Source organism: Paenibacillus oenotherae (genome assembly GCF_019443105.1).
Classification (GTDB): domain Bacteria; phylum Bacillota; class Bacilli; order Paenibacillales; family Paenibacillaceae; genus Paenibacillus_Z; species Paenibacillus_Z oenotherae.
In genome coordinates this window covers 1-24,716 of the sequence record NZ_JAHZIJ010000004.1, presented here as the reverse complement: position 1 = coordinate 24,716, position 24,716 = coordinate 1, and the positions used below count along the sequence as shown (strand labels likewise).

Below are 24,716 nucleotides of genomic sequence, written 5' to 3'. Positions count from 1 at the left end.
TGATCGTTGTGTGAAAGGAGAGAAAACGATGAGAAAGAAAAGGGTAAGTGAGTGGCTCCAACAGACGATATTTGTGGGCCCGGGGTTCCTGTTCTTTACTGTGATTGTGCTTATTCCCTTCGTGCTTGGCTTTTATTATTCCTTTACGGACTGGAACGGGCTTGATATGGACAAGGCGCAATGGACTGGGATGGACAATCTTCGCAAAATCTTTACGAACGATGAGAAGTTCTGGGATTCGCTTTGGTTTACTTTGAAATTTACGGTGATTACGGTGATCGCCACCAATGTACTGGCTTTCCTGCTGGCTTTGGTGCTTGCAAGACCGCTCAAGTCAAGAAAGATACTGCGGACAGTATTTTTCATGCCGAACGTAATCGGGGGTATATTTCTCGGCTTCATTTGGCAGTTTATATTTACTAAAGGCTTCTACACGGTGGGCGAGAAGACAGGGTTCTCCTTCTTCGAATTGCCTTGGCTTGGAACGCCGCAAACCGCCTTCTGGGGTTTGATCATTGTATTCGTATGGCAGACAGCCGGTTATATGATGGTTATCTACATAGCCGCATTCGCAGGATTGCCTAAGGACTTGATCGAAGCGGCCAAAATCGATGGTGCAGGCTACGGACAACTGCTGCGCAGCATTCTGGTGCCAATGGTTATGCCGGCGATTACGATCTGCTTGTTCCTGACGATCTCGAGTGCATTCAAGATGTTCGACTTGAACCTGACGCTGACCAAAGGCGGTCCGGGAACATCGACACAATCACTGGCTTATAACATCTATACCGAGGCTCTGATCAACAATAAGTACGGGTTAGGAACTGCCAAAGCGATGCTCTTCTTCTTCGCTGTTTCGCTTATAACCGTTACTCAGGTCTGGTTAACTAAGCGCAAGGAGGTTGAGGCCTAATGGAAAAAGAAGAGAAATACGGCGGCAGTACATTCGTTATGGAGATTGTTGCGATCATACTGGGCCTGCTATTCCTGGTTCCTTTCTATTTCGTAGCGATCAATTCACTTAAGACACTCGGGGAGATTCTGGTCGACGCCGCATCCTTTCCTTCAGAAGTCATCTGGGCAAACTATTCCAAAGCATGGGAAGTCATCAAGTTCCCGAAAGCACTGTTCAATTCCGTATCCATTGTAATTGTCAGTGTATCGCTTATCGTTGTTGTGAGTACGATGACTGCCTACAGGTTCGTGCGCAGAGCGACATTGTTCAACAAAATCCTGTTCTCGATGCTCATCGCATCCATGATCATTCCGTTTCAATCGATCATGCTGCAGCTGGTTCGAATTACCAGTCTATTGGAGCTAAGAGGCAATTTCTATGGTGTCGTCGCCTGTTATATCGGATTCGGCTTAGCACTATCCACTTTCTTGTTCCACGGCTTTATTAAGACTGTGCCGCTTGAGATTGAAGAGGCAGCCGTCGTTGATGGCTGTTCGCCGCTCGGGGTATTCTGGAAGATTGTATTCCCGCTTCTCAAGCCGATTATCATTACTGTAGTTATTCTCAATACGTTATGGATATGGAACGACTACTTGCTGCCCGTGCTCGTTATAGGAAGCAACAAGGATCTGACGACCCTGCCGCTTGCTATAACAAGATTGTTCGGACAATATACGAAGCAGTGGGACTTGGCGCTTGCCGCGCTTGCAGTCAGCATCACTCCAATCCTTATCTTCTTCCTTTTCTTACAGAAGCATATTGTTGAAGGAATTACCGCAGGATCGGTTAAAGGATAGACCGGTGTTCGACAAAAGGGGTGGAAATAATCAACAAGTTCCACCTTTTAGGTCAACATCGTCTATTTTGAGACAATAAAACACAACCTATAATGAAGGTATGAATTCAAACAAACATAGGGAGGTCTTCAAATGAAAAGGTTTACATTACTGGCGTTAGTTGCAGCATTGTTGCTTATTACAGCTGCTTGTGGCGGCAATAACGCTAATGAGCCTAAGAAAGAAACAGGAACGAACACAGGAACGAACACGAACAAAGAAGAGCCTAAAAAAGATGTAACGATCAAAATGTTCCAATTTAAAGTGGAAATTGCTGAAGCTCTCGGCAAATTGGCTGAGAAGTATAAAGAAGAAACCGGCGTAACGGTAGAAATCGAAACGCATGGTGGCGGCGAAGACTACTCTGCATTGCTGAAAGCTGAGCTTGCAGGCGGCGGCGAGCCAGAAATCTACAACAACGGCGGATTCACTGGTCTGGTTCCTTACATGGACCGCGCTGCTGATCTTTCCGGCGAATCATGGGTAAGCAACACGGTTGATGCAGCGAAAGCTCCAACAACTGTAGACGGCAAACTGTTCGGTATGCCGATGAACACTGAAGGTTATGGTTTCATCTACAATAAAGACCTGTTCGCTAAAGCTGGCATCACGACTGAGCCTAAGACTCTTCCTGAGTTGACAGACGCTGTAGCGAAGCTGAAAGCTGCTGGTATCACGCCTTTCATGTCCACTAACGAGTGGTGGTCGCTTGGTATTCACTTCCTTAACGTAGCATTCGCTAACCAGCCGGATCCTGCTAAATTCGCAGAAGATCTTAAAGCTGGTACTGTAAAAATCAAAGACAACGAAATCTTCAAACAATGGCTTGACCTGGTTGACCTTGTATTCAACAATGCACAAGACAACCTGCTGACGACGGACTACGCAACTCAAGTTGCTAACTTCGCTAGCGGTAAAGCTGCTATGATGCAACAAGGTAACTGGACACAAGGCGATATCGACAAAGTAACGCCTAACATGAACCTTGGCGTACTTCCAATGCCTATCAACGACCAACCTGGTCACGTATATGTTGGCGTTCCGAACAACTGGATCGTTAACAGCAAATCCGCTAACCCTGAAGAAGCTAAAGCATTCTTGAACTGGATGGTTACTTCCGACACTGGTAAGAGCTTCATCACGAAAGAATTCAAGTTCATGCCAGCTATGACTGACATCGAAGCAACTGCAGCTGATATCGGCGTAGTAGCAGTAGGCGTAAGTGAAAAAGCAGGTGACGCACTTGGCTGGCACTGGGATCGTTTCCCAGACGGAACGACTCAAGGCTGGGGTGCTGCAATGCAAGAGTACCAAAGCAAGCAAATCAACAGAGACCAATTGCTTGAGAAACTCGACAAAGTTGTTGTCGATATCATGAGCAAATAATAGCAGCAAAGTATAGCAAAAACCGTACGGTAAGTGCAATCGCAACTTATCGTACGGTTTTTTCCTTGTGCAGCCTGTGGCCTGATCATAGTCACACTGTTTACTCTTGCTTGGCCATATACTCCTCCAACGTCAATTGCTGCTTCGTTATTTGCCCTGCAATATAGACGCCTACGTATCGAATATGCCATGGTTCATAGGAATACCCGGTAATTTTCTCTTTCCCTTGCGGATAGCGGATAATAAAGCCATATTCTGCGGCATGTGCCTTCAGCCATTTGCCTTCCTTCGTTGATCCGAAGCTTTGCTCAAGTCCATATTTCACGCTGGCGCTGGATACATCCATTGCCAGGCCGGTCTGATGCTCGCTCTGACCCGGACGGGCGCTAGTCTTGTTCGCTACGGCTGCTCCCTTAATCTTAGCATTGCGATTGAAGATGGCTTCCTGCGTCTTGTACGAGCGGAATCCGGATACTGCTTTTATCGATATGCCGTCAGCCTTGGCACCCGCAAACAGCTTCTCCAGCGCGGCAGCTGCTATGTTGCGCATTTGCTTCTTCTCGCTATTGCCGGAGAAGGAGAAGGGGACATTCGGGACGACAAGATCGCCTGGTTTGTACAGGGAGGACAACGGCCGTTTCTTATTGACCAGCACGACTGTGCTTCCTGTATTCGTCACAACAGCCTTGCCGGAAGAGCTGTTCTTGATCGTTCGGCTAGGTGCATTTTGATGAAGAAAGCTGGATAGTGATGAACCGCTGGACTTGCTGACCGGCCCAGCAGCAGCAGATAATGCCAGAGAAGCCGTCAAAGTTGTAATGACAGCGATAGAAGCCAATGTGCGCTTCATAGTTTCAGCCTCCTAGAATGAATAATGACTTACTCTCTATTACCCATTCTAGTAGGCAACTATTTCGTTAATATATTGAGATTGTTTCTAAACTGTAACAAACATTCGGTTGTCTGAAAAACGTGATCGGGCATATGTTTAATCAGGAATCATGGTGGTATAATAGTTTAATGTTCTTCAAGACAGTCTGAGGTGTCATATGAAAGCGTTATCCCAACGGTACATGATTGCAGTATTCATAATTGCTGCACTGCTATTGCCCAATCTAACCGTCCATGCTGACGGCTCTGAGCTTGTTTTCTCAGGGCCTATTGAAAGTTGGCAAATAAGGTATCTGGCTGAGGACTCCGAACCTAGTGCTCTGGGCCGAGGAATAGGGGACGAAGGAGACTGGATTACGGTTGGCAGGAATGAAGCGGCCACGAAGCGGCCGGATGGGGTAACAATCATGTGGATCAAGCTGGTGCTGCCTGACGTTGACGGCCAAGCAGGTCTATATCTGGAGAAGCTGTATGCGCAGAAGGTCGCAGTGTACATGAATAACGACTTGAAATTCCAGTCAGAGCGCATCTATTGGATTGATTTGAACCGGATTCTGCTGCCGCTCAAGGAGTCCGATTCCGGGCAAACGCTGCTCATTCGGCTGGAATCCACGACGGAGAACCTCGGCCTGGGCCCGGGAACTGTCATCGGGGATTATTATGATCTTGCAAAAGCGCATACGATAAAAGATATAACGGATATCATTCTGGGCAGCGCATTAATATTCTCTGCTGTCGTTATGCTGATAAGCTCGCTATTCTTGGAGAAAAGCCAGCGCAGGAGCTGGGTTCCGCTTTGTCTGGTTGTGCTGTCCATCGGCGGTATTATGATCTTCTATTCACCGTTCCTGTACACGTTCTATGGGAAGTACAATGATCTGTTCCAGCTGTTCTTTGACATCGCGATGGCTGTTTTTATGCCGGCGTTTATATACTTCTTTGAAGCTGTTTTTGGCAAGGGGATATTTGGCATTGTGCGGCTATTCCGCATAGCACTTCTGGTGTATGCCTTTATCTATCTCAGCAGCTCGATTATCAACATGGCGACAGATGATCAATATTTATCCGTCTATATTTTCATCTCGGTCACTTTAGCCAATCTTGCTTTGGTAACGCTATTCATCATTATTTCGATTTCGACTGTCCTGTATATCGTGCAGAGAAAGCGGGACTCCCTTATTCTTTGCTTCGGGTTCGGCATATTCGCAACGATAGGGGCAGGAGAGCTGATGTGGTACTATTTGTCCTCGCAAGCATACGATCTGTTTCTGTGGAAATGGGGGCTTGTGGCCTTCATTCTGTCGCTGATCATGCTTCTTGGAAGACGGTATGCGCATCAGAATCGGCTTGTCATTCAATACTCCAAGGAACTGGAGCATTACAATGAGGAGATGCAGCAATCCGAGAAACGGGAGATAATTAGTCAACTAGCAGCTTCGGTTGCTCATGAAATCCGCAATCCGCTGCAAGTGACAAGAGGCTTCCTGCAGCTGCTGGAGCAGAAGCTCGGGACTAAAGGGAGAGAAGCTGCTTACCTTGGTATGGCTGTTGAGGAACTGGATCGCGCGTCGTCGATTATTACGAACTTTTTGAATTTTGCAAAGCCGCAGCTTGAGGATATTCAGGTGTTTGATCTTGGTGAAGAGCTAAGGCATATCGTGAATATGATTGGGCCGCTTGCCAATTTGCATGGCGGGATCATTGATGTTCATATTGCGGAGAGTCTGTATGTGAGGGGAAGCTCCTCGAAAATGAAGCAGGTCTTGATCAATCTGATCAAGAACAGCATTGAAGCGCTGAACGGCACAGGCAAAGTTCGCATATGGGCCTATGAGGATAAAGGAAATGCCGTCATTCATATCCATGATACCGGAGAAGGGATGGAGGAGAGCACACTGGCCTTTTTAGGAAAGCCGTATTTCTCTAATAAGTCGAAGGGTACCGGTCTTGGCCTGCTGGTGACGTTCCGGATTATTGAGGCTATGGAGGGCACATTGGAGTTCAAGAGCGAGAAGGGTGTAGGAACAGAGGCAATTATTCGGCTGCCTCTAGATGCGGGTGAAGCTGATTAAGTAATCGTGAGTGGTAAGGAGGATGGAGAAAATGGAGGAGAAGATAGCGCTGCTGATAGACGAGCTGGAGCAGGCCAAGCAGCTAATAGCAGCCTTGCAGGCGGAGAATGACGGGCTTAAACGGGAAACAGCCAAATTACGCGGTCTTCTTCGAAGCCGTGATGGACATACAATGTCCACCAGGTTGAAGGATGCGCTTAGGGAATAGCGGATGTCTATCATTTCATGGCTGGAAAAAGAAGCGAAAAAGGGATACAATACAAGTAGTTCACATAAATGAGGTGATCTCGTGTCAGAGAAAGAAACAGAACAAATAACAGAAGCCAAGCAGGAGCCTAAGAAGGTTTCGCTTGCTGAGGCAGTGAAGCAGAAGCTGGCTCAGAAGAAGCAAGAGCAGGCTAACGGCAACAAACAGAAGCACGGCCCTGGCGGCAACCAGCAAGTCATGAAGAGCCAGAATACGAAGAAAGTCAACAATCAACGCAAAAAGATGGGTGTGTAGTAAAGGACAACCACGAAGAACTGAGGCATTAGGCCTCAGTTCTTTTTATTTTGGATGAGTGTGTGGGATTATGTTGGTTGTTGGTTGGCTAGCACATCTGTCAGTACGTATCGCCGTTCTGCTGGTACTGGAGCTGCGCGCTGTATGCTGTATGCTGCGTGTGGTGCAGGATATGGGCGGGTACCCCTGCATCAGCTGAGATGTACGTCGGCGAGACCTGGTGAAGCTCGGCGAAACGTGACGGCTTCCCCTGCGAAGCTTGGTGAAACCTGCGCTTGGAGTACAAACTAGCCACACGTTTTGTGTTCTCTCGAGCTGAAAAGGGACAAAACCCGCTTACAGAGAGCGAGCCGCTCTCTTCCTCGCATGAGACGCGGAAAAACCGTCTTACAGAACAAGGCTAGCCCCTGTCAGTGCTCAGTAGACGAATTGCTCAGTTGTAGAGCTCAGTAGCTGTAGAGCTCAGTAGCTGTAGAGCTCAGTAGATGAATTGCTCAGTAGATGAATTGCTCAGTAGCTGTAGTGCACTGCGAAAGTGGGAAGTAGGTACTCTGCGACTCTAGGCTCGGTGCCCGCAGTTTCGTTGATGTTCTGTTCATGCGGAGGGGAGAGAATGAACGGGGTATCAGTATAACCTGAGATTAAGGAGGGAGTTAATAAAATCAGGAGGTTTATCAAACCATAATATAATTCATTATTTTGGAAGGGGAGTGTTTTTAGTCCTCCTCAAATGAGGTTGGATTTTGTACGATGTAAGTGTTCTGTAAGGAAACTATTCTTGCTTCTTGGCAGCAGCTATCCATTTGCGATAGATGGACAGGCTGTCCTGCAAGTAATGAGCTTCTTCCTCAGTCAAGGATTCCATTAATTGAAATCCAGAGCTTCGATCTCTCTGCGTTGGATAAGGCAGCTCCCGTCCGACAAGCTCATCAAGGGTCACCTCGAAGAAATCAGCTATTCGAATCAGCGTCTCAAGGTCAGGCTCATTTATATCATTCTCATATTGAGAAATGGTCGATTTGGCTGTATTCAACAAGGTAGCCAACTGCACTTGCGTCATGGAGCGGCCTTTGCGCAGTTCTCGCAATTGTTTACCAATCATGGTCCATCAACTCTTCTTAATGAAATGGATTTAGGTTGTTCCTCCTCAATTGTACACGCATAATGAGTGACCGTAATCGATAAAGGGAGCGACTTCACGATACATGTTATTATGGGTTGAAATGCTGGGAATAGAAGATAAAAAAGAAGATAAAGTTCATGTATCATGAACTTACGGGTGGATAAGATTTTAACTAATCGAGAAGAAGAGGAGATGAAAGCATGATTATGGCATTTGGATAGATCCTAAGTTCATTATTGTTGCGGGTGTAATTTTAAATACATATCGCCATCCTGCCGGCATGGAGATATACGTTGTGTGCGGTGCAGGATATGGGCCGAATCACCTGTAACCAGTTGAGATGTTCATCGGTGAGACCTGGTGAAGCTCGGCGAAACATGACGAATTCCCCTGCGGAACTTGGTGAAAGCTGCTCTTGGAGAGGAAAACCAGCCATACGTTTTGTATTCTCCCAAGCTGAAAAGGGACGAAAACCGCTTGCAGAGAGCCAGCAGTTCTCTTCTTCCGCATGAGACGCGAAAAAACCGTCCTACAGGAGAAAACTAGCTGTAAGTGTATGATAATTGTGTTTGCACGATAATGCACGGTAACTGCAGGTACTCTGCGACTCTAGGCTCGGTGCCCGTAGTTTCGTTGATCTGTTGGTGTTCTGTCCATGCGGAGGGAGGGAATTGAACTGGGTGCCAGTATAATCTGAAAAGAAGGAGGGAGTTAGTAAAAGCAATGTTAATTGTGTCTAAGTGGATGATGAGGACGTTTACCAAAACATCATATAAATTTCGTTATTTCTGGAAGGGGAATGTTTTTAGTCCTCCCCAAATGAGGTTGAACTTTGTACGATGTAAGTATCCCGTAAGGAAATTATTCTTGCTTCTTGGCAGCAGCTATCCATTTGCGATAGATGGACAGGCTATCCTGCAAGTAATGAGCTTCTTCCTCAGTCAAGGATTCCATCAATTGAAATCCAGAGCTTCGATCTCTCTGCGTTGGATAAGGCAGCTCGCGTCCTACAAGCTCATCAAGGGTCACCTCGAAGAAGTCAGCTATTCGAATCAGCGTCTCAAGGTCAGGCTCATTTATATCATTCTCATATTGAGAAATGGTCGATTTGGCTGTATTCAACAAGGTAGCCAACTGCACTTGCGTCATGGAGCGGCTTTTGCGCAGCTCTCGCAATTGTTTACCAATCATGGTCCATCAACTCTTCTTAATGAAATGGATTTGGGTTGTTCCTCCTCAATTGTACACGCATAATGAGTGACCGTAATCGATAAAGGGAGTGACTTCACGATACATGTTATTATGGGTTGAAATCGCTGGGAATAGACGGTAAAATAGAAGACAAAGTTCATGTATCATGAACTTACGGGTGGATAAGATTTTAACTAATCGAGAAGAAGAGGAGATGAAAGCATGATTATGGCATATGGGATAGATCCTAAGTTCATTATTGTTGCGGGTGTAATTTTGTTTGGAATGCTGTTCCTGTTGGAGAGAGGATGGAGAATTGAGAAGCGTGCTGTGTTATATTGGGTGGAGCAATCCCGCTTGCAGCACAAGTCTCGTGCTGAGGAGGAGAAGGAGAGAGGGGAAGAAGCGATGCAATCGCTAATGGAATTTTGTTTGTCGAAGAAGGGGGCTGTGAAGGCTTATCCGTTCGGGCCGGAGCCGATGGTGATCAAGGTTGGCGGAAGAATGTTTGCGCTTATTACGGAGGGCGGCATTTCTGTAAAATGCGACCCTGTCATCGCAGCGAATTTGCGGGAGCAATACGAAGCGGTAAAGCCTGGCTATCACTTGAACAAGCAGCATTGGAATACGATTGCAATTGACGGATCAATTCCTGAGGAGGAGTTGAAAGACATGATCAGCCACTCCTATGACCTTGTGTTCAAGGGATTGACGAAGGTCGAGAGGAATCGGATTAGCGTCTCCAAACAGTCCTCCACGATCAATTCGTAGCGCAATCGTATTATTGAGCGTTTGGCTGCCATTTTTTCACCTTGTATAATTTCCATTGGCCTTCAAAATCATGCTCAAGCGTCGCCCAATAGATGCCCCCTTGAAACATATCCGGATATCGTGCATTGACCGCACTTTTAGGGATACCGGGCAGCGGCTTAGGGATGAGAATATAGTCGATATTATTGCCTGGCGGATCGTTAAGAGCCTGCTTGAACAGGTAATCGCTGGTGATGAGATACTTCTTGGGATAGCGGCTGCTGATCAGGATGTTATAGGCAGAATAGGAATCTGTCAGCACGGTAGCATCGGGATAATGCTCATCCATATAGGCGGCGATGCTCCGTTCCCGTGATTGTGCCACATAATGCTCGTTCTGGCTTTGCGGCTTCAAGAAGTTATTCTCATCCGGCGCGATAAGAGGATCAGTCATGGCATAGGAAAGCAAGGCCGCTGTCCCGAGCATGGCTGCGGCCATGGCTGTGAAGGCTAGCCGTTGCCTCGGACCTTTGCGGAATCTGGACAGCTCATAAGGAATCCAGGCGACCGTTACCGGAAATACATACATGAAATAACGGAACCATCCGAAGGATGATTCCCGCAGCAAGAGTGCATACTGCAATCCGGGTACGGCAGCGAACAGCAGCAGCAGAATGACTGTATCCCATCTCAGCAGCCTGCGGCTGAATAAGCGAAGAACCAGAATGGCAAGGAGCGGGATCGAGAACCATAAGGTTTTGCGGACAACGAACGCTAAGGCAAGCAGCGGGCTATCGAAAATTTGCCGGAAGGCCGCGTCGTTCTTAAGCGCCTCTGATTGCGCCACATTGGAGTATTCCGAATTGAGAAAGTACAGCGGATTGCCCATGATAAGATAATTAAAGAAAATCCACAACAGCCCGGAGAATACAGCCGGGAGGAGCAGCAGAACCCAGGTCGCTTCTACCTTGTACAGCTTCTCCCTCCATGGTCTGGTGTTATTCTGTGCTGCATGCCGTATGCACAGAAGCGCAATCAGAACAGCGAATGCCAGCGATAAGCCGAAGGGAACGGCCTCATACCGCGTCCAGAATGCAAGCGCAAGGGCAAAGCTGGCTACAATAAGTGAATGCGTCCCCCGATCCTTGAGCCATAGCGAGAATTGGATGACCGTCATCATCAGGAAATAGACATAGAGCGAATCGCTGAGTCCATTGGCCCCGAACAGGAATATAAACGGATTCAAGCTGTAGAGCAGGGCGAAAGGAATGCTCATTGCCGCAGACAGCTCGAAGCGTCTGCCTGCATGATACAGCATGACGGCAGACAGCCCGGCGAATAGAGAGGATTGCAGCACAGCTGCAAGTCCCTCAGAGGCAAGAGCAGGGAATAGAGGGTAAAAGGCTAATATGCCCAGCTCCACGAGGCTCGGCAGCGGATTCCAGACGAAGCCGATTGCACCCAGATGAGGGTCGCGGCTGTACAGCACATAGAATGCATTCGCCACCCGGCTTATCGCATCGGAATGTATGTATCCGACAATGGAGCTGTAATAGTAGCCAAGTGCGAATTCTGCAAAGAAGATAGCAGCAAACAGGATGAGCGCTATCCGATGGCGCTTAAGCACAGCAGGCAGCCTCCTTTAACGATGGGATGATGCAGAAAAGTAAGCATCGCTTTGCAGCCTTTCTCTGCCAGTCGTGCTTGAGTATGCCCCTTCATGCTGCTCCGCAATCAGATAACGGGGACGTCCCTTGACCTCATGATAGATGGCGGCAATATATTCGCCGATAATGCCAAGCGAGATCATCAGGAAGCTGCCGATGATAAGCAGCAGCAGAATAACCGTCGTAAAGCCTGTAACGGCCACTCCCTGCAGCTTCTGGACAAGCGTATTGATGCCGAGTAGGGCGGAGCCCAGCAGGAAAAGAATGCCGACCAGGCTGACAAGCCGCAGCGGGATCGTCGAGAAGGCAACGATCGCATGAACGGCCAGCTTCGTCAGGTTATGGAGGCCGAAGCGGCTGCTTCCTTCTTCCCTTGCAGGGACGCGGAACGAGATTGTGGCCCGCTTGTACCCGAGCCAAGCCGACATGCCGCGGAAGAAGGGGATTCTCTCCGGCATGGACCGCCATGCGGCGACCACTTTGGCATCCATCAGCTTATAATCCGATGCATCTCTCAGATTGAATCCGGACAGACCGTTCAGCACATAATAGAAAAGGGAGGCGCCGAGCCGCTTGCCCGCAGATTCCTTGCCCCGGCTCTCCTTCACGCACTCAATGACTTCCAGCTTTTGCTCTCGCCACATAGCTATCATTTGCGGAATCAGCTCAGGGGGATGCTGGAGATCTCCATCCATCAGAATGACCGCTTGCCCTTGTGCATGTTCCAGCCCCGCACATAGCGCCAGCTCCTTGCCGAAATTTCGGCTAAGCCGCATAATTGTCAGCTGCTCGAGCTCATGCGAGAGGGCGGCGACCTGCTCCCACGTCCCATCCTTTGAACCATCATCGATCACGATCAGCTCGAAACGGGCCGTCATGGCTGCGACAGCAGCTGCTATGACGCGGAGAGAAGCGGCAATATGTCCGGCTTCGTTATATACCGGTACAATGACAGAAATCTCCGGCAGTGGCATCCTTTCTTTCATTGACCATTCCCCCTTGTCCGTAAGCTTCTGCTGCATTCTCGCATGAATGGCGGGTGCCATCTGCCGCAGCTAGTGCCGCCGCAGCGAGCATAGCTGCAGCTGGCTGATTTGGCTGCTAGCTTTGCGGCGGTGAGGCCGTTTTTGCCGATTGCTCTCCCCTCTGCTGAGGCTGAGGGACAGTGTGCGGGATTCCAATGGAATCCGATGTCGGCATGGCTGGCGGCTCTGTTAATCCATGCTCTGTTTTCTCCCAATAGAAGGGCTTCGTAATGAGCTGCCAGGCTGCCTTGAGTGCGGCAATACTCATGAGCACCCAATAGATCGGCGTTGGCAGCGCATAGCGGACCAGCTTGTAGGAGAAGCTTCGGTCGCCTCTGCGCTCAAGCTCCTGAATAACCCAATAGACACCTGCAACATTGCTGAAAATAAACAGGAAATTGCCAACATAAAATTCGAAGCTGGCCAAATAATAAATAAAGCCGGGGAAAAACTCCCGTATAATGCCTACCTGAAAGCCGAACCACAGCACCAGCATAAGCCAGAAAATCGGGTTGAGCAGCGGCAGCAGGGGCGTAGCCAAGATCATCACTTGAAAACCGACGAAGCCTCTGAAGCCAATCTCTCTAATCAGCTTGAAAGGGTTCCGCATATGGACAAGCCATGTCTGCATATAGCCCTTGAACCAGCGGGACCGCTGCCTGATCCAATTCCCGGTCTTGCTGTTGGCCTCCTCCCATGTGCGGGAATCTACGATAGCTGTCTTATAGCCGTGCTTGTACAACCGAATGCCGAGGTCGGCGTCTTCAGTGACATTGTACGGATCCCACGCACCGAGCTCCTTGAGCACCGACATCTTGAAATGATTCGAAGTTCCGCCAAGCGGAATCGGCACATTCAGCTGCATAATGCCAGGCAGGAGCAGCTCGAACCACATGCTGTATTCCTGCGTGAACCAGCGGGTCAGCAGGTTCTGGTCGCTATTGAAATAGTTGAGTTTGCCCTGAATGCAGGCATACTCCTCCGGGCACTGCTTGAAGGTCAGGAATACCTTCTTAAGCTGATCCGTGTCGGGCTGATCCTCTGCGTCATAGATCACGACATATTCCCCTCGTGCGCGGATAAGGCCGTAATTGCATGCCTTAGGCTTCGTCTTGGGCAATCCATCGGGCACGATCAGCACCGTATAATAGGGCGGCAGGTTCATTTCCGCCAGAAGGGTCCGCATCTCGTCGTCATCTTCCTCAATAAGAAGCCGCACATCCAGCTTGGCCTTGGGATAATCGAGCCGCTCCAGATTGTGCAGCAGATGGGGAACAACCTGAGCCTCCCTGTACATCGGCACAAGGATGGTATAGACCGGCAGCTCGCGTTCATCTATCTGGGCGATCTCCTCCGGAGTATACCGGAACTGGGCGCCGCGCCTGGAGCCGACGAGAATGACCGTGAACTTGAACATCGACATGACAAAATAAAAGAGCTGAATGATAAGGTTCACCGTAAGCAGCGTGGCCCAGAATTGAAAGGATAGGCCGGCAGCAAGTATCATTACAGCTGCTATAAAGACTCCGAGCTGCATGCGGGTGAAGGTCTGAAGCGCTGAATTATGCGGCTGCTCGTCGGCAAGCTTCGAGGTGCTCTCGTGCAGCATTTCAGAGCCGTAGACATCGCGCCAGAACCGCTCCATCTCATCCTTGGTTGCAAGCACCTGCTCTATAGGCATCCCCAGATGCTGCTCCACCTCTTCCACTTGCTCCGTCGATAGAGGATGGCTGATCGCGACGAGGAACCGGTTAATGTATTGGTGAATGACGACAATTTCCAGCTCGCGCGCAAGGGTCTCCGGCAGCCGTACCGGGGTGTTGATACTAAGCTCGCTGCCGATGCGTCCGATATTGTTCTGAGTGGCAATTGCTCTATAGAGATCCTCAGGCTCAAGGAGCTGCAGCGAAAGCAAGATATCTCCGAGCAGGCCGCCGCTCTGCTGTTGAAACTGGAGCGCTTGCCGGAGCTGATTCTCTGTTATAAGCCTGGCTTCCACAAGCTGATCGCCAAGACGCCCCTTATCAGGCTGGTCTGACATAAGCCGGCTCACCTGTTCATCAGTAGCGAAGCCCATATCAATGAGAATATCACCAAGTCTGCCGCCGAATTGCTTCTGTGCGGTCATCGCGGTCTCCAACTGTGCGGCTGTAATTATTCCCGCATTCACCAGGGAGTCGCCCATTCGCAGCGGCACTGAAGGATGGGGTGCTGCTGCAGCAAGGCCCATGTCAGAGGCGGGCACGGTCTTATCCGCCTGTTCCGGATTAACGAGGCGGGCAGCTTCCAGATGTCTAATCCGGACGATTGCTTCGGCCAAGCGGCTGCGCAACTGCTCCGTCTCTGTGTCCAGCCGCTTGATCGCAAGCTCATGCTCCGCCCTTTGTATCTCAAGCTGCGCTCTGGCTTGCTCCAGAAGCGCCCGTTCCCGATCTATTTGACGGTTAGCCCTTCGCCGGCTTACACCGAGCAGGGCTATAGGCAATCTTTTCATGATGGATTGGGAGCTTCAGGCTCAGCATCTTCAATGATTCGCCGTTCCTGGGCGAGGGCATCCTGAAGCTCGGCTCTTATTTGCTCATTGTTCTTGAGTCTTGCTGCAAGCCGTTCCTCGAATTTGGCCTGCTCGCTCGCGAGCTGGTCTTTAATAATGGTCAGCTCCAGCCGAAGCAGCTCCAAATAACGTTGAACTTCTTGGGGACGATATCCTCCGAGAGAACGCTTTTGCTTGGACATAAGAATACCTCCTCCGAGGGTAGTATGCGCTGTCTCATGTGCCGGTGAGAACAACTTCAAGCAGCTCCGTTGATACTGCAGCTTCGTAGGAGCAGTTATAGTAGGGTTTGACCGTGCTGCCTTCCTTAATGCTGAGATCTTCGTCTCCGGCTCTGTACAAGCCTTGTCCGGCTAATATAATCCAGATGGTCTCGCCCTTCGTCTCCTTGCAGCAGAGCTGCTGGCCGGAACGAATATGCATGCGCCTTGTAATGGAGGCGGCTTGTCCGCGCTTGTCCACGCGATCGACCGTTCTCGACCAGCCGTATTCGGCTGTGCGGTCCGGCTGCTGCGCCTCCTCGAGTGTCTGCTCGATTAAAGGCTTCAGCTCGCTTGCTGTATGCTTTGCTGTCACAAGTATGCCTTCGTCGCCAGCAACAATGACGGCATTGTCAATGCCGGATACGAGAACAGGGATGGGCAGCTCATTCATAATATGCGTGTCCCTGCAGTTAGGAGCTACTATTCCCCGCCCGTACAAAGGATGCTCCAGCGTTTGCGAAAGCGCATCCCAGGTGCCGAGATCCCACCAGAGGCCCTTGTATACAAGAGACATCAGCTCACGCTCATTCTCAATAACGGCGTAATCAAAGCTGATGGCAGGCAGCAGACTGTACCGGCTGCGGAGCCACTCATAGTCAGCCTCAAGCTCCAGATCCTGAATGAGCTCGATTAAATAGGACAGACGCAAGGCGAATACACCGCAGTTCCATAGCGCCCCCTTCGCAATAAGGGATATGGCGGTCTGCTCATCCGGCTTCTCGACAAAGCGTTCAATGAGATGCAGAGGGGATGAGCCTGAGCCTGGGCCCGGTTCGTGAGCTTGCCCTGTTGAAGGCACCATATATCCGAATTTGCTGGAGGGCTCGGTCGGCCTCACGCCGATGAGGCCAATTGCCGCTTGCTCCAACTGGACAAGCTTATCTAGTTGGAACAGCATATTGTAGAAGGATGAATCGGTCATATGGTCAACAGGCAGTATAATGACGGTTTCATCCTGATCAACATGGAGAACCGCGTGCAAATAAGCTGCGCACAGGAGAATAGCGGGATAAGTATCCCTTCTCTCCGGCTCGATGACGGTTTCTATATGGGCTCCCAGCTGCATGTGAAGCTGCTGAATCTGATCGCTGGTAGAGGCAACAATAACATCTCCCTCAAGCCCAAGGTGCTTCAGATGCTCCATTGTCGTCTGCACCATCGATAGCTGCCTGCCGGAATCGTCTTGCAGCACCTGAAGAAATTGTTTGGATCGTGAATGGGAGGACAGAGGCCACAGTCGTTTGCCTGCACCACCGGACAGAAGGATGATCTTCATATTTCCCTCCTCACAGCCTGAAGTAAGTACTTAGACCTATTTTTTGATCTAAAACTAGTATAAATGTTTCATTTTTGGAAGTCGACAGGTAGAAATAGGGGTGTGCATGCCATAAACTGCTTGCGAAACCTCGTTAGTCAGAGGACGGACACCACCCCGGAGGGTACGCACATATAGCGGTGGCCATATGCGGCGCATCCTGAGCCAAATCGACAAAATAACTGTACAAAATATGATTACCCGCAACGGACCCCATCCGAAAACTTCGTTTAACGTCTCCTTTAACATGCATATACAAGTAATTCTTTTTGGTTGTTGGCGATTGATAGATCAGCGGCGGGAGATGGGGGACAATATCATGCTCATTCTGGATACGGAAGGTGTTGGGGAGGAGGCGGTTATAGGTGCGCGCAAATTGGGGATCGCCAACCCGCGGAGAGGCGAATGTGTAGACGATAATTCCTTCGGGCCCGCGGTTGGAGGCAATATCAAGAGCGGCCAAGGTAGCCAAAGCGCCGCCCAGACTGTGGCCTGTAATGAAGAGCGGCTTATCGCGCGGAATATTGTCCAGCAGCCCCATAATACGGTCGCGCGCGGACATATAGACATTGGTAAAGCCGCAGTGTGTGCTGCCGCCGCCGCTCACGGGGGTGAATTTCACTTGATAGGCAATAAAATCATTAACCCAGTCTACAGCAGAGCCAGATCCGCGAAAGGCAAGAATGGCCGCTTTATCGGATTCCAGCAGAAAGCCGAACAGCTCCTTCATATTGCTGTAGACATCTGCTTCAAATGTGCCGACGATTCTGTAGGTAGAGGGGACAAGAAACCAGTGACGGGCATTATTAAACTGCGTCGTGGTCTGTTCACAGATAGCAGAGAGAAATAATGCGGTTCGAATGTCCATCTCATTGCTCTTGCTCATTCCAGCTCACGCTCCTGCAGCATTGTATGCGGGTGTAGGCGGATATGCTTTAGGCGGATGTCCCGTATCTGCTGGAGACTGGTTCGCTCATGGAAAGAATCGGCGGGCTTCCTGTTAACTGGGCTTCCAACCAGGCTTCAAACTAGGATTCAACGTGCGGGAGCGACTGACTGCAACAGATCGTGCTGGTAGAGTGAGAAGAAGGGAAGGGGAATGGGAAGGGGAAGCCTGCGAAAGTGCAGGAATTTCGGCTAAAAGTAGCCTTTGACGGTAGAATGCCTGCGATTAAGCAGGAATATATGGCGGTATGGACCGCTATCGGACAAACATGGCGAAAAGCCTGCGCGTTGGCAGGCATTCGGTCCTCAGCAGGCTGATAAGAGAAAAAGCATGCTGATTCGCAGGAAAGTTTGCCTCCGCCGACGGGCCGTCGGGTCGCTGGGCCGCTGGGATGACTTCAGAGTCACCTCACGCAGCGGGGATGTCCCAAATGAGCAACACCAGCAAATCCGATCCCCAAAATAAGCTGACAGAAGCCTTCAAATCGACTTGGAAAGTGGGAGCGACTGACTGCAACAGATCCGGCTAGTAGAGTGAGAGGAAGCCTGCGAAAGAGCAGGAATTTCGGCTAAAAGTAGCCTTTGACGGTAGAATGCCTGCGATTAGGCAGGAATATATGGCGGATTGGGCCGCTATCGGGCAAACAGGGCGAAAAGCCTGCGCGTTGGCAGGCATTCGTTCCTCAGCAGGCTGATAAGAGAAAAAGCATGCTGATTCGCAGGAAAGTTTGCCGCCGCCGACGGGCCGCAGGAATAAGAAGCCTCCAAACCGACTTCGGAAGTTGGGAAGTGGGAGAGGAGGCTTCTGTTCGCAATGTAACTTGGATCTAAGTGGGGGCTGGCAAATCCCAATAGGGCTTCAAGCCAGCCCCAATCTTGGAGATATGGCTTATCGAGGGCTGATGACTCCCGTTATAAGCTGTTTCTGCGCCCTGTAATGAGAGAGATTACGAATAGAATGAGGAATACGAAGAACAAGATCTTGGCGATGGTCGCCGCACTTTCTACGATATTCCCAAATCCGAACACAGCCGCGATAATCGCAATAACAAAGAAGATAGCTGCCCAGCGTAACATAGCGATCACAATCCTTTCATCCTTCAATTTGACGGGCTTGTCCTGCCTGCATCCGTTAGCGGGGGAGGGGACAAACTGCCTTCCGTCGTGCTTGAGGGGACTTTAACCGCAAGCCGTTTCGGTTGAAACAAAGGATTCAAAGCAGCCAGCAGCGGGTATACGAATTACAGAACGCGGCGCATGGTTGTCAGGTCGGAGAAGCATGCGCACAGCAATTTATAAGTAGCGGAGGGATAACGATGATGATGGATGTAGCAATGATCATAATTGGATTGTCAGTAGCTGTTCTTGTAGTTGTGCTGGTACAGACACTGCGCAAGGCGCAAACATCGATTGATGCAGCAAGCAAAACAATCGTGGAGCTTCAGCATACCATTCATGCCTGGAAGGGTGATGTGGCGGAGCTCGTCGGCAGCGCCCGCAGAATTGCTGATCGTGCCGATGGCCAGCTTGCCGCAGTGGAGCCGTTGATGGCAACGGTGAAAGAAGCGGGAGAAGCGCTCCATGAGGTCGCCAGCGTTGCCCACGGCTTCTCATCGGTGTGGACCTCGCGGCTTCGCAGACGTCAGGAGGCTGCTGCCGCGAAGGAGGCCGTGCGCGCTGAAGAAGCAGAGCGGCAGGCGGCATATGCGGCAGCTTCGACAGAAGGCTTCCTCAATGGAGTTGATGAGAGGGAGATAGCAGGCATGCAGGCTGCTTCCTTGGCAGAGGCGAACGGAAGGAATGTTCGTGTCGAGCGTTATGCTGCCGGAGGAGATCCGATCGTAATGGCCGAGACTGCCGCAGCGAAGCAAACGCCGGCTTGGCTGGATTGGATGGAGACAGGGGTTCATGTCGCCCGATTATTTGCAAGACGATAGAATAGAAGTCCTGTCAAGGGAAGCTGCGGGCCGTCAGATGACGGCTTTAGCCGTTTCTGCTTGTGTACGGGGCATTGTTAGAAGTAGAATGTGAGAAGAATAAGAGAAGCTTGGCTAGGAGATGGAAGATGCGTATTGCAATTGTTGACGATAATCCTATGAATATAACCGTTGTGCAGGAAATTTTGAAGCGTGCAGGCTATACAGATATAGCAACAGCGGCGTCGGGCATGGAGCTGTTTGCGCTGCTTGGGCTCACCTCGCTCGGCAATGAGCCGGATATGCCCGCGAGCAGCAGCGGGAATGACATCGATTTAATTCTGCTCGATATGATGATGCCGGGTGTGGATGGGATTTCCGTATGCCATTCCATCCAGCAAGCAGAGCGGCTTAGAGATATTCCGATTATTATGGTTACCGCAATTGGAGACTCGAAGAAGCTGGCCGAAGCGCTTGATGCCGGTGCGATAGATTATGTAACGAAGCCGATTAACCGGATCGAGCTGCTTGCCCGCATTAGAGTCGCCCTGCGATTGAAGGAACAGAAGGACTGGCATAAGGAGCGCGACCGGAGAGTGCGGGAGGAACTGCAGCTTGCCCGTGAGGTGCAGAGCGCGGTGCTGCCGCAGCCGGTGGATGATGAAGGCATATCCGTCGATGCGATCTACAGACCTTCTGATGAGCTGTCTGGCGACCTGTACGCATGGCATCGGATTGATGAGCACCGGTATGGCGTTGCGGTTATCGATGCGATGGGACACGGTATCTCGTCCTCGTTAGTCTGCATGTTCATCGCATCTGTACTGAAAGAGGCAATGACGAAGCAGATCCAGCCGGAGCGTGTAATAAGCGAGCTGAACCGCCGGACGGGACAGCTACAATTTGCCGACCAGCTGATCCAGTATTATTTTACAGCGCTATATTTGCTTATCGACCTGGATAAAGGAATTGTGGAATATGTGAATGCAGGCCATCCTGCCGGGTTTCTGATAAGAGGCGACAGCGATGAAGTGGAAACATTCGCGCAAGGCGGTGTGGCGATCGGGATCTTCGAGGAGATTGAGGTGGAGAAGCATACATTGCCAATCAACAGCGGTGACCGCATCGTGCTTGTAACCGACGGCATACTGGACTTGGTCGGCGAGATTGAGCAGAATCAGATGGAGCGGCTGAGGGCGGCTCTGCAGCCTTTCCGCAGCGGCATATCCAGAGAGAAGCTGGAAGAGGCATTGTTTCATCCGCAGCATGATTCCAATCGGTCAGACGACAGATGTCTGGTCATGATCGACATCAAATAACAAAGGGAAATTCGCTTTGGATCGTGGAGCACAGCTCTCCATCGGTTATCCAATATGCGAATTTCCCTTATTGCTGTCATCGTCATCCCCGCCGCGGGATGCTGCACGGCCACGCCTGCTTAGAGGCGCATCTCCCGTCTGCTTGGGCGCAGCGATGGCTCTGGTGCTGCGCAGCTTCTTCCGGGCTTCCTTCTTGGAGGCCGTGGAATTAAGAAGATCGCCTGTCCAGCCCTTGCGGCGCAGCCACCAGTAGATCCCGATTGTAATCATGACAGTGATGAGGCACATCGCCACGAATCCCCATGTCTGCCGCGCCCACGGAATAAGCTCGAAGTTCATGCCCCACATTGCGCCGATTACCGTGGCCGGAGATAGCAGGACCGTGAATATGGTCAGTGTCTTCATAATATCATTGCCGCGAAAATTAGAGATGGCGTCATCCATCGTCAGCAAGGTATCGATCTCCAGCGCGTATTGATCAAGCAGAGCTTGTATGCGCTGCAGCTTGAAGGCCATGCGCTTGAATTCCTCTTGCTCCGTCAACGCTTCCATGAAGGCTTCCTTGGCGGCTCCATGGACTTCATAGATGGCGATGAACAGATGATTCCAATGCAGCAGGTCATAGCGGCGTTCAAAAATTGAGTTCATAAGCCCTTTGCCATTGCTAAGGCGCATCGTCTGCTCCAGCTCGCCAAGACGCTTCTCGAAATCATCCAGTCCGGTATGGAAGGTCTCCAGAATTGCGCCAAGCATAACAAAGAAGGCTTCCGGCGCCGTCTTGCAGCGGTTCAGCTTCTCTTCCCATGGCTCAAGCTGCAGCCGGATGGACAGCCGCATATCGGAATGAAGGGTGACGAGCTTATCATTGTTCATCCAGAAATGAAGGGGGACGACATCCTGCTGCTCATCAGATGCTTGATACAGCAATGTTCCATGAAGGACAGGCTCTCCGCCTGGCAGCTCGGATACGACAATATGATTATGTTGGCAGCTCTCCGAGTCATCCAGCCAATTGGCAACCTCAGGATGAGCGGCTTTAATTGCCCGGATGGATTCCATGCGATCCGCCTGTGCATCGGTATGAACGGCAGCTGCGTTGGTATCCATCTCATTCGTTCTATGGCGGCGGCTTAATCCGGTCGTAGCCGGGCGCTGCTCAAGAAGCACATGCCACTCCCAGTCGGGCGAGAAGCGCAGCATTCGATGCATCATAGTTTGTGATCCTCCTGCTAATCCGTTCCTGCTACTGTCTATTGCTACCATCATAACGCGAACAAGCCTGTTGCACAACTGCGCGGCACAGATTCATGGCAATTCGGCGCTATCAAAAAGACATGCCGCTTCTCGGAAAGGTGTCCGGGTAGGGCATGCCTCAGTCTATTCCTGGGTCGATATGCATAACTAATTGCCTTCCAGCTTGCGGCCATCCTGCTCGGGGGGCCTGTCCGCATTGTCGCTGAGCAGCTGCTTGAGCTTCTCAATCGCGCGGCGTTGAATGCGGGAGATGCTCATCTGCGAGACGCCAAGCTGGTCAGCGATGGTCCGCTGGGGCAGTCCCTCATCATACACAAGCAGCAGCACCTGCTGCTCCTGCGGCTTAAGCTGGGAGATCGCCGCCTGCAGATCAAGCTTCTTATCCAGCGTGTCGAAGTCATCGGCAGGTGAGCCGATCAAATCGCCAAGCGTGGTCGTGTTCTCTTCCTCGGAAATCGGTGTATCCAGCGAGACATAGTGGTACAGCTCCCGGCCGCCGAGGATTTCGGTCGTCTCTTCTATGGACAGCTCCATATATTCCGCGATTTCCTCAATCTTGGGGGAGCGTTCCAGCCTGACGGTGAGCTCATCAACCGCTTGCTGGACGGCGATTCCTTTTTCCTTGATGCGGCGGGGCACCTGAATGTACCATGATTTGTCTCTCAGGTAGTTTTTCATATGGCCGATAATGCTTTTCATGGCATAGGGTTCGAATTGGACACCGAGTGAAACATCGAATTGGCTGAACAGGCGAAGCAGCGCAATTTGTCCCACCTGCATCAGATCCTCGTATAAATCCGGGCGATTTCGCGATATTTTTCCGGCCGCCATTCGAACCATCGGCTCATAATGCTCTATAAGCAAAGTCGCCGTATCATTGTTCGGGTTATTCTGGTAAGTCAGAATGAGCTCCGTACTGGATAATGGCGGCTGCTTGGCCGGGTGGACACTCATGCCATCTCACCACTCTTGAGCAGACGTTTGGTCAGGACAACCTCTGTTCCTGCGTCGCTATTGACCTGCACCTGATCCATCAGCGCCTGCATGAGATAAAGGCCAAGGCCTCCCGCCTGCAGTTCATCAACCGACTTGCCATGCAGCGACGCTGCTCTTTGCGCAGCCGCTGCTGCGTCAAAGCTGCGGCCATCGTCCTTAACTACGATGGACAACGCATCTGTCTGCTTGATGAACCGGATCTCGATATGAGGGGCAACATCCGGGGCGGATACAGTAGATCCTGATGGCAGGTCTCCATAAGCATAAAGGACTGCATTGTTGCAGGCTTCCGATACGGCTACCTTCATATCCTCGATTTCCTCGTAAGAGAAGCCGATTTTGACAGCGAGTCCGTACAGTGTCAACCGGACAAGGTCAATATATTCTGCGGATGCTGGTACTTTAAGGGTTACGATTTCTTCATTCGCTTTCATAGCGTTCTCGTTCCTTTCTTCGTGACGATCATGCTTGCCCGGCTTGCTTGAGCAGAAACGGCGTAATGCCCGTCATGTCGAACAGTTTGCGAATATTTGGCGGTACAGCTTCTACTACGAACGGTGCGTTCTTGGCATGGCGGGCTTTAAGCACGGAGACGAGAATGCCGATGCCTGTACTGTCAACATAACGGAGTTCTCTAAGATTGAGCGCAAGTTCACGGTCAGAGAGCTCGACGAGCGGCGACATTACGGCGCGCATTTGCGCTGCAGATTCCAAGTCCAGCTCCCCTCCGACGAATACAGTACACTTGCCCTCTTTATTCTCGGTGCGAAGAAATAATTTGTCGGATTGCTTCATACAAAGTCCTCTCCTGTTACCAAAGTTAATGATGTCATTACCTGACCTACTTATGTAAGCAGTATGCTAATAACATTGTATACCCGTGCGCCCGGGGTCTGAAACAGAATGTTGAAAGTTGATTGATTTTTACAGAAACAGGGTATACCAAGAGTAAGAAATGCAAGGTAAAAAGGAGGCCGCCATAATGGCTATTAAGCTGGGCATTTTCCAGACGGAGCAGCAGGTTATCCATGCGATTGAGACACTGGAGCAGGAAGGTTTCACGCGCAATGAGCTCAAGGTGCTGGTTAAGGATAGTGAGCATTCACGCCGGATCGAGAGGCAAACCGATGTGCATGCCGATGAACTGCGCGAGCTGGTGGAAACACGGTCGGAAGCGGACGATAAAGAGGCTGCGAACGATATTCTGTTTGCCGGTACGATGACGCAATCTCCCGGCGGAGTATATGGAGCGGGCGTGGCAGGAATGATGGGCAGCGGGGCTCCTTATGGAGGCATGAATCTGCTGGCAGGAAGAGCCAGAATCAATGAGAACAGCAATATAGAGGAAGCGCTCATTTCTTTAGGGCTGAATGGCAGTCAGGCAAGCCTGTGCAGAGATGTCATTGTCGGCGGCGGCTATGTAGTCGGTGTCGAGACGGGTGCCGGGGGCGGCAATGGAGGCCCGGATCCCACCAGAAGCGGCATCGTCGAAGCGGTCTACCGGCACTGCGGAGCAGAGCGCATTCTATAGCCAGCAACCAGCAGTCCAATATCCAATAAGTCAGTCCCAAATGATGTGAAGGGATGCCTCCAAAACCACTGAAAAGGAAAAGTGGTTTTGGAGGCATCTTTCGTATTATTAGGTCAGCCAGAGAATTCTGGTTGGCCTATTTTTGTAAGTGTTATACGATGGTGGTAGCCGGGAAAACGAAGCATCTTTAGGGACGCAGATCCCGTCGATGAAACTGTTCTCCCC

24 protein-coding genes are annotated in these 24,716 nt (G+C 50.6%); 10 read left to right on the top strand and 14 right to left on the bottom strand.

Translation table 11 applies throughout. From position 1 onward, the window contains the following. Positions 1 to 28 precede the first annotated feature (28 nt). The 3 genes from K0T92_RS08000 to K0T92_RS07990 all read left to right on the top strand — a co-directional run bounded on the left by K0T92_RS08000 (position 29) and on the right by K0T92_RS07990 (position 3,177). Positions 29 to 913: a carbohydrate ABC transporter permease gene (locus K0T92_RS08000; protein ID WP_219871934.1), complete on the top strand. Its 885-nt coding sequence runs from the start codon at positions 29 to 31 to the stop codon at positions 911 to 913. Then, entirely contained in the window at positions 913 to 1,752 is an 840-nt protein-coding gene (locus tag K0T92_RS07995; RefSeq protein WP_219871933.1) for a carbohydrate ABC transporter permease, read from the top strand. Before K0T92_RS08000 ends, K0T92_RS07995 begins: the two co-directional genes overlap by 1 nt. 132 nt (positions 1,753 to 1,884) lie before the next feature. Next, the gene (locus K0T92_RS07990; protein WP_219871932.1) at positions 1,885 to 3,177 is read left to right on the top strand and encodes an ABC transporter substrate-binding protein; all 1,293 of its coding nucleotides are present in this window, start codon (positions 1,885 to 1,887) and stop codon (positions 3,175 to 3,177) included. A gap of 100 nt (positions 3,178 to 3,277) precedes the next feature. Here the strand turns inward: K0T92_RS07990 and K0T92_RS07985 are convergent, their stop codons facing one another. Beyond that, positions 3,278 to 4,027: a M15 family metallopeptidase gene (locus tag K0T92_RS07985; RefSeq protein WP_219871931.1), complete on the bottom strand. Its 750-nt coding sequence runs from the start codon at positions 4,025 to 4,027 to the stop codon at positions 3,278 to 3,280. A 199-nt stretch (positions 4,028 to 4,226) separates the two neighbouring features. Between K0T92_RS07985 and K0T92_RS07980 the strand changes: the two genes are divergently transcribed. The 3 genes from K0T92_RS07980 (at position 4,227) to K0T92_RS07970 (ending at position 6,642) form a co-directional block, all read left to right on the top strand. Then, positions 4,227 to 6,140: a sensor histidine kinase gene (locus K0T92_RS07980; RefSeq protein WP_219871930.1), complete on the top strand. Its 1,914-nt coding sequence runs from the start codon at positions 4,227 to 4,229 to the stop codon at positions 6,138 to 6,140. A gap of 31 nt (positions 6,141 to 6,171) precedes the next feature. Next, on the top strand, positions 6,172 to 6,348 hold the full coding sequence (locus K0T92_RS07975; protein WP_219871929.1) for a hypothetical protein: 177 nt from the start codon (positions 6,172 to 6,174) through the stop codon (positions 6,346 to 6,348). Between the two features lie 81 nt (positions 6,349 to 6,429). Beyond that, a complete protein-coding gene (locus K0T92_RS07970; RefSeq protein WP_246628033.1) occupies positions 6,430 to 6,642 on the top strand; it encodes a hypothetical protein in 213 nt (70 codons plus the stop codon). 772 nt (positions 6,643 to 7,414) lie between these two features. Here K0T92_RS07970 and K0T92_RS07965 read toward each other — a convergent pair. Beyond that, the gene (locus K0T92_RS07965) at positions 7,415 to 7,744 is read right to left on the bottom strand and encodes a helix-turn-helix domain-containing protein (RefSeq protein WP_219871928.1); all 330 of its coding nucleotides are present in this window, start codon (positions 7,742 to 7,744) and stop codon (positions 7,415 to 7,417) included. A gap of 882 nt (positions 7,745 to 8,626) precedes the next feature. Next, a complete protein-coding gene (locus K0T92_RS07960) occupies positions 8,627 to 8,956 on the bottom strand; it encodes a helix-turn-helix domain-containing protein (protein ID WP_219871927.1) in 330 nt (109 codons plus the stop codon). 408 nt (positions 8,957 to 9,364) lie between these two features. Here K0T92_RS07960 and K0T92_RS07955 point away from each other — a divergent pair, with 408 nt between their 5' ends. Then, the gene (locus K0T92_RS07955; protein WP_219872157.1) at positions 9,365 to 9,727 is read left to right on the top strand and encodes an MmcQ/YjbR family DNA-binding protein; all 363 of its coding nucleotides are present in this window, start codon (positions 9,365 to 9,367) and stop codon (positions 9,725 to 9,727) included. A 10-nt stretch (positions 9,728 to 9,737) separates the two neighbouring features. Here the strand turns inward: K0T92_RS07955 and K0T92_RS07950 are convergent, their stop codons facing one another. The 7 genes from K0T92_RS07950 to K0T92_RS07920 form a co-directional block, all read right to left on the bottom strand. Further along, positions 9,738 to 11,333 (bottom strand): ArnT family glycosyltransferase, encoded by a 1,596-nt coding sequence (locus tag K0T92_RS07950; RefSeq protein WP_219871926.1) that lies wholly within the window; start codon positions 11,331 to 11,333, stop codon positions 9,738 to 9,740. A 15-nt stretch (positions 11,334 to 11,348) separates the two neighbouring features. Then, the gene (locus tag K0T92_RS07945; RefSeq protein WP_219871925.1) at positions 11,349 to 12,359 is read right to left on the bottom strand and encodes a glycosyltransferase family 2 protein; all 1,011 of its coding nucleotides are present in this window, start codon (positions 12,357 to 12,359) and stop codon (positions 11,349 to 11,351) included. A 115-nt stretch (positions 12,360 to 12,474) separates the two neighbouring features. Continuing rightward, positions 12,475 to 14,892, bottom strand: coding sequence for a cyclic di-GMP-binding domain-containing protein, MshE-related (locus K0T92_RS07940; RefSeq protein ID WP_219871924.1), 2,418 nt, complete (start codon positions 14,890 to 14,892; stop codon positions 12,475 to 12,477). Then, complete coding sequence (locus K0T92_RS07935; protein ID WP_219871923.1) at positions 14,889 to 15,134, bottom strand: hypothetical protein; 246 nt, start codon at positions 15,132 to 15,134, stop codon at positions 14,889 to 14,891. The genes K0T92_RS07940 and K0T92_RS07935 overlap by 4 nt, the downstream gene beginning before the upstream one ends. A gap of 34 nt (positions 15,135 to 15,168) precedes the next feature. Then, on the bottom strand, positions 15,169 to 16,491 hold the full coding sequence (locus K0T92_RS07930; RefSeq protein WP_219871922.1) for a sugar phosphate nucleotidyltransferase: 1,323 nt from the start codon (positions 16,489 to 16,491) through the stop codon (positions 15,169 to 15,171). 133 nt (positions 16,492 to 16,624) lie between these two features. Beyond that, positions 16,625 to 17,416 (bottom strand): lipase family protein, encoded by a 792-nt coding sequence (locus tag K0T92_RS07925; protein WP_246627988.1) that lies wholly within the window; start codon positions 17,414 to 17,416, stop codon positions 16,625 to 16,627. 971 nt (positions 17,417 to 18,387) lie between these two features. Beyond that, entirely contained in the window at positions 18,388 to 18,552 is a 165-nt protein-coding gene (locus K0T92_RS07920; RefSeq protein ID WP_219872155.1) for a DUF1328 domain-containing protein, read from the bottom strand. A gap of 239 nt (positions 18,553 to 18,791) precedes the next feature. Here K0T92_RS07920 and K0T92_RS07915 point away from each other — a divergent pair, with 239 nt between their 5' ends. Next, positions 18,792 to 19,412, top strand: coding sequence for a DUF948 domain-containing protein (locus K0T92_RS07915; RefSeq protein ID WP_219871921.1), 621 nt, complete (start codon positions 18,792 to 18,794; stop codon positions 19,410 to 19,412). A gap of 128 nt (positions 19,413 to 19,540) precedes the next feature. Beyond that, positions 19,541 to 20,710: a PP2C family protein-serine/threonine phosphatase gene (locus K0T92_RS07910; RefSeq protein ID WP_219871920.1), complete on the top strand. Its 1,170-nt coding sequence runs from the start codon at positions 19,541 to 19,543 to the stop codon at positions 20,708 to 20,710. 45 nt (positions 20,711 to 20,755) lie between these two features. Here the strand turns inward: K0T92_RS07910 and K0T92_RS07905 are convergent, their stop codons facing one another. From K0T92_RS07905 to K0T92_RS07890, 4 genes are all read right to left on the bottom strand, one after another. Then, positions 20,756 to 21,922, bottom strand: a complete 1,167-nt coding sequence (locus tag K0T92_RS07905; RefSeq protein ID WP_219871919.1) for a magnesium transporter CorA family protein — start codon at positions 21,920 to 21,922, stop codon at positions 20,756 to 20,758. Positions 21,923 to 22,111: 189 nt separating this feature from the next. After that, positions 22,112 to 22,918 (bottom strand): sigma-70 family RNA polymerase sigma factor, encoded by an 807-nt coding sequence (locus K0T92_RS07900; protein WP_219871918.1) that lies wholly within the window; start codon positions 22,916 to 22,918, stop codon positions 22,112 to 22,114. After that, positions 22,915 to 23,394 carry an anti-sigma B factor RsbW gene (gene rsbW, locus K0T92_RS07895; RefSeq protein WP_219871917.1) on the bottom strand — a complete coding sequence of 160 codons (480 nt, stop codon included), beginning with the start codon at positions 23,392 to 23,394 and terminating at the stop codon, positions 22,915 to 22,917. The genes K0T92_RS07900 and rsbW overlap by 4 nt, the downstream gene beginning before the upstream one ends. A gap of 28 nt (positions 23,395 to 23,422) precedes the next feature. Continuing rightward, the gene (locus K0T92_RS07890) at positions 23,423 to 23,755 is read right to left on the bottom strand and encodes an STAS domain-containing protein (protein WP_219871916.1); all 333 of its coding nucleotides are present in this window, start codon (positions 23,753 to 23,755) and stop codon (positions 23,423 to 23,425) included. A gap of 187 nt (positions 23,756 to 23,942) precedes the next feature. On the opposite strand from K0T92_RS07890, the gene K0T92_RS07885 reads away from it, so the two are divergent. Continuing rightward, positions 23,943 to 24,491, top strand: coding sequence for a general stress protein (locus K0T92_RS07885; protein WP_219871915.1), 549 nt, complete (start codon positions 23,943 to 23,945; stop codon positions 24,489 to 24,491). Positions 24,492 to 24,716 lie beyond the last annotated feature (225 nt).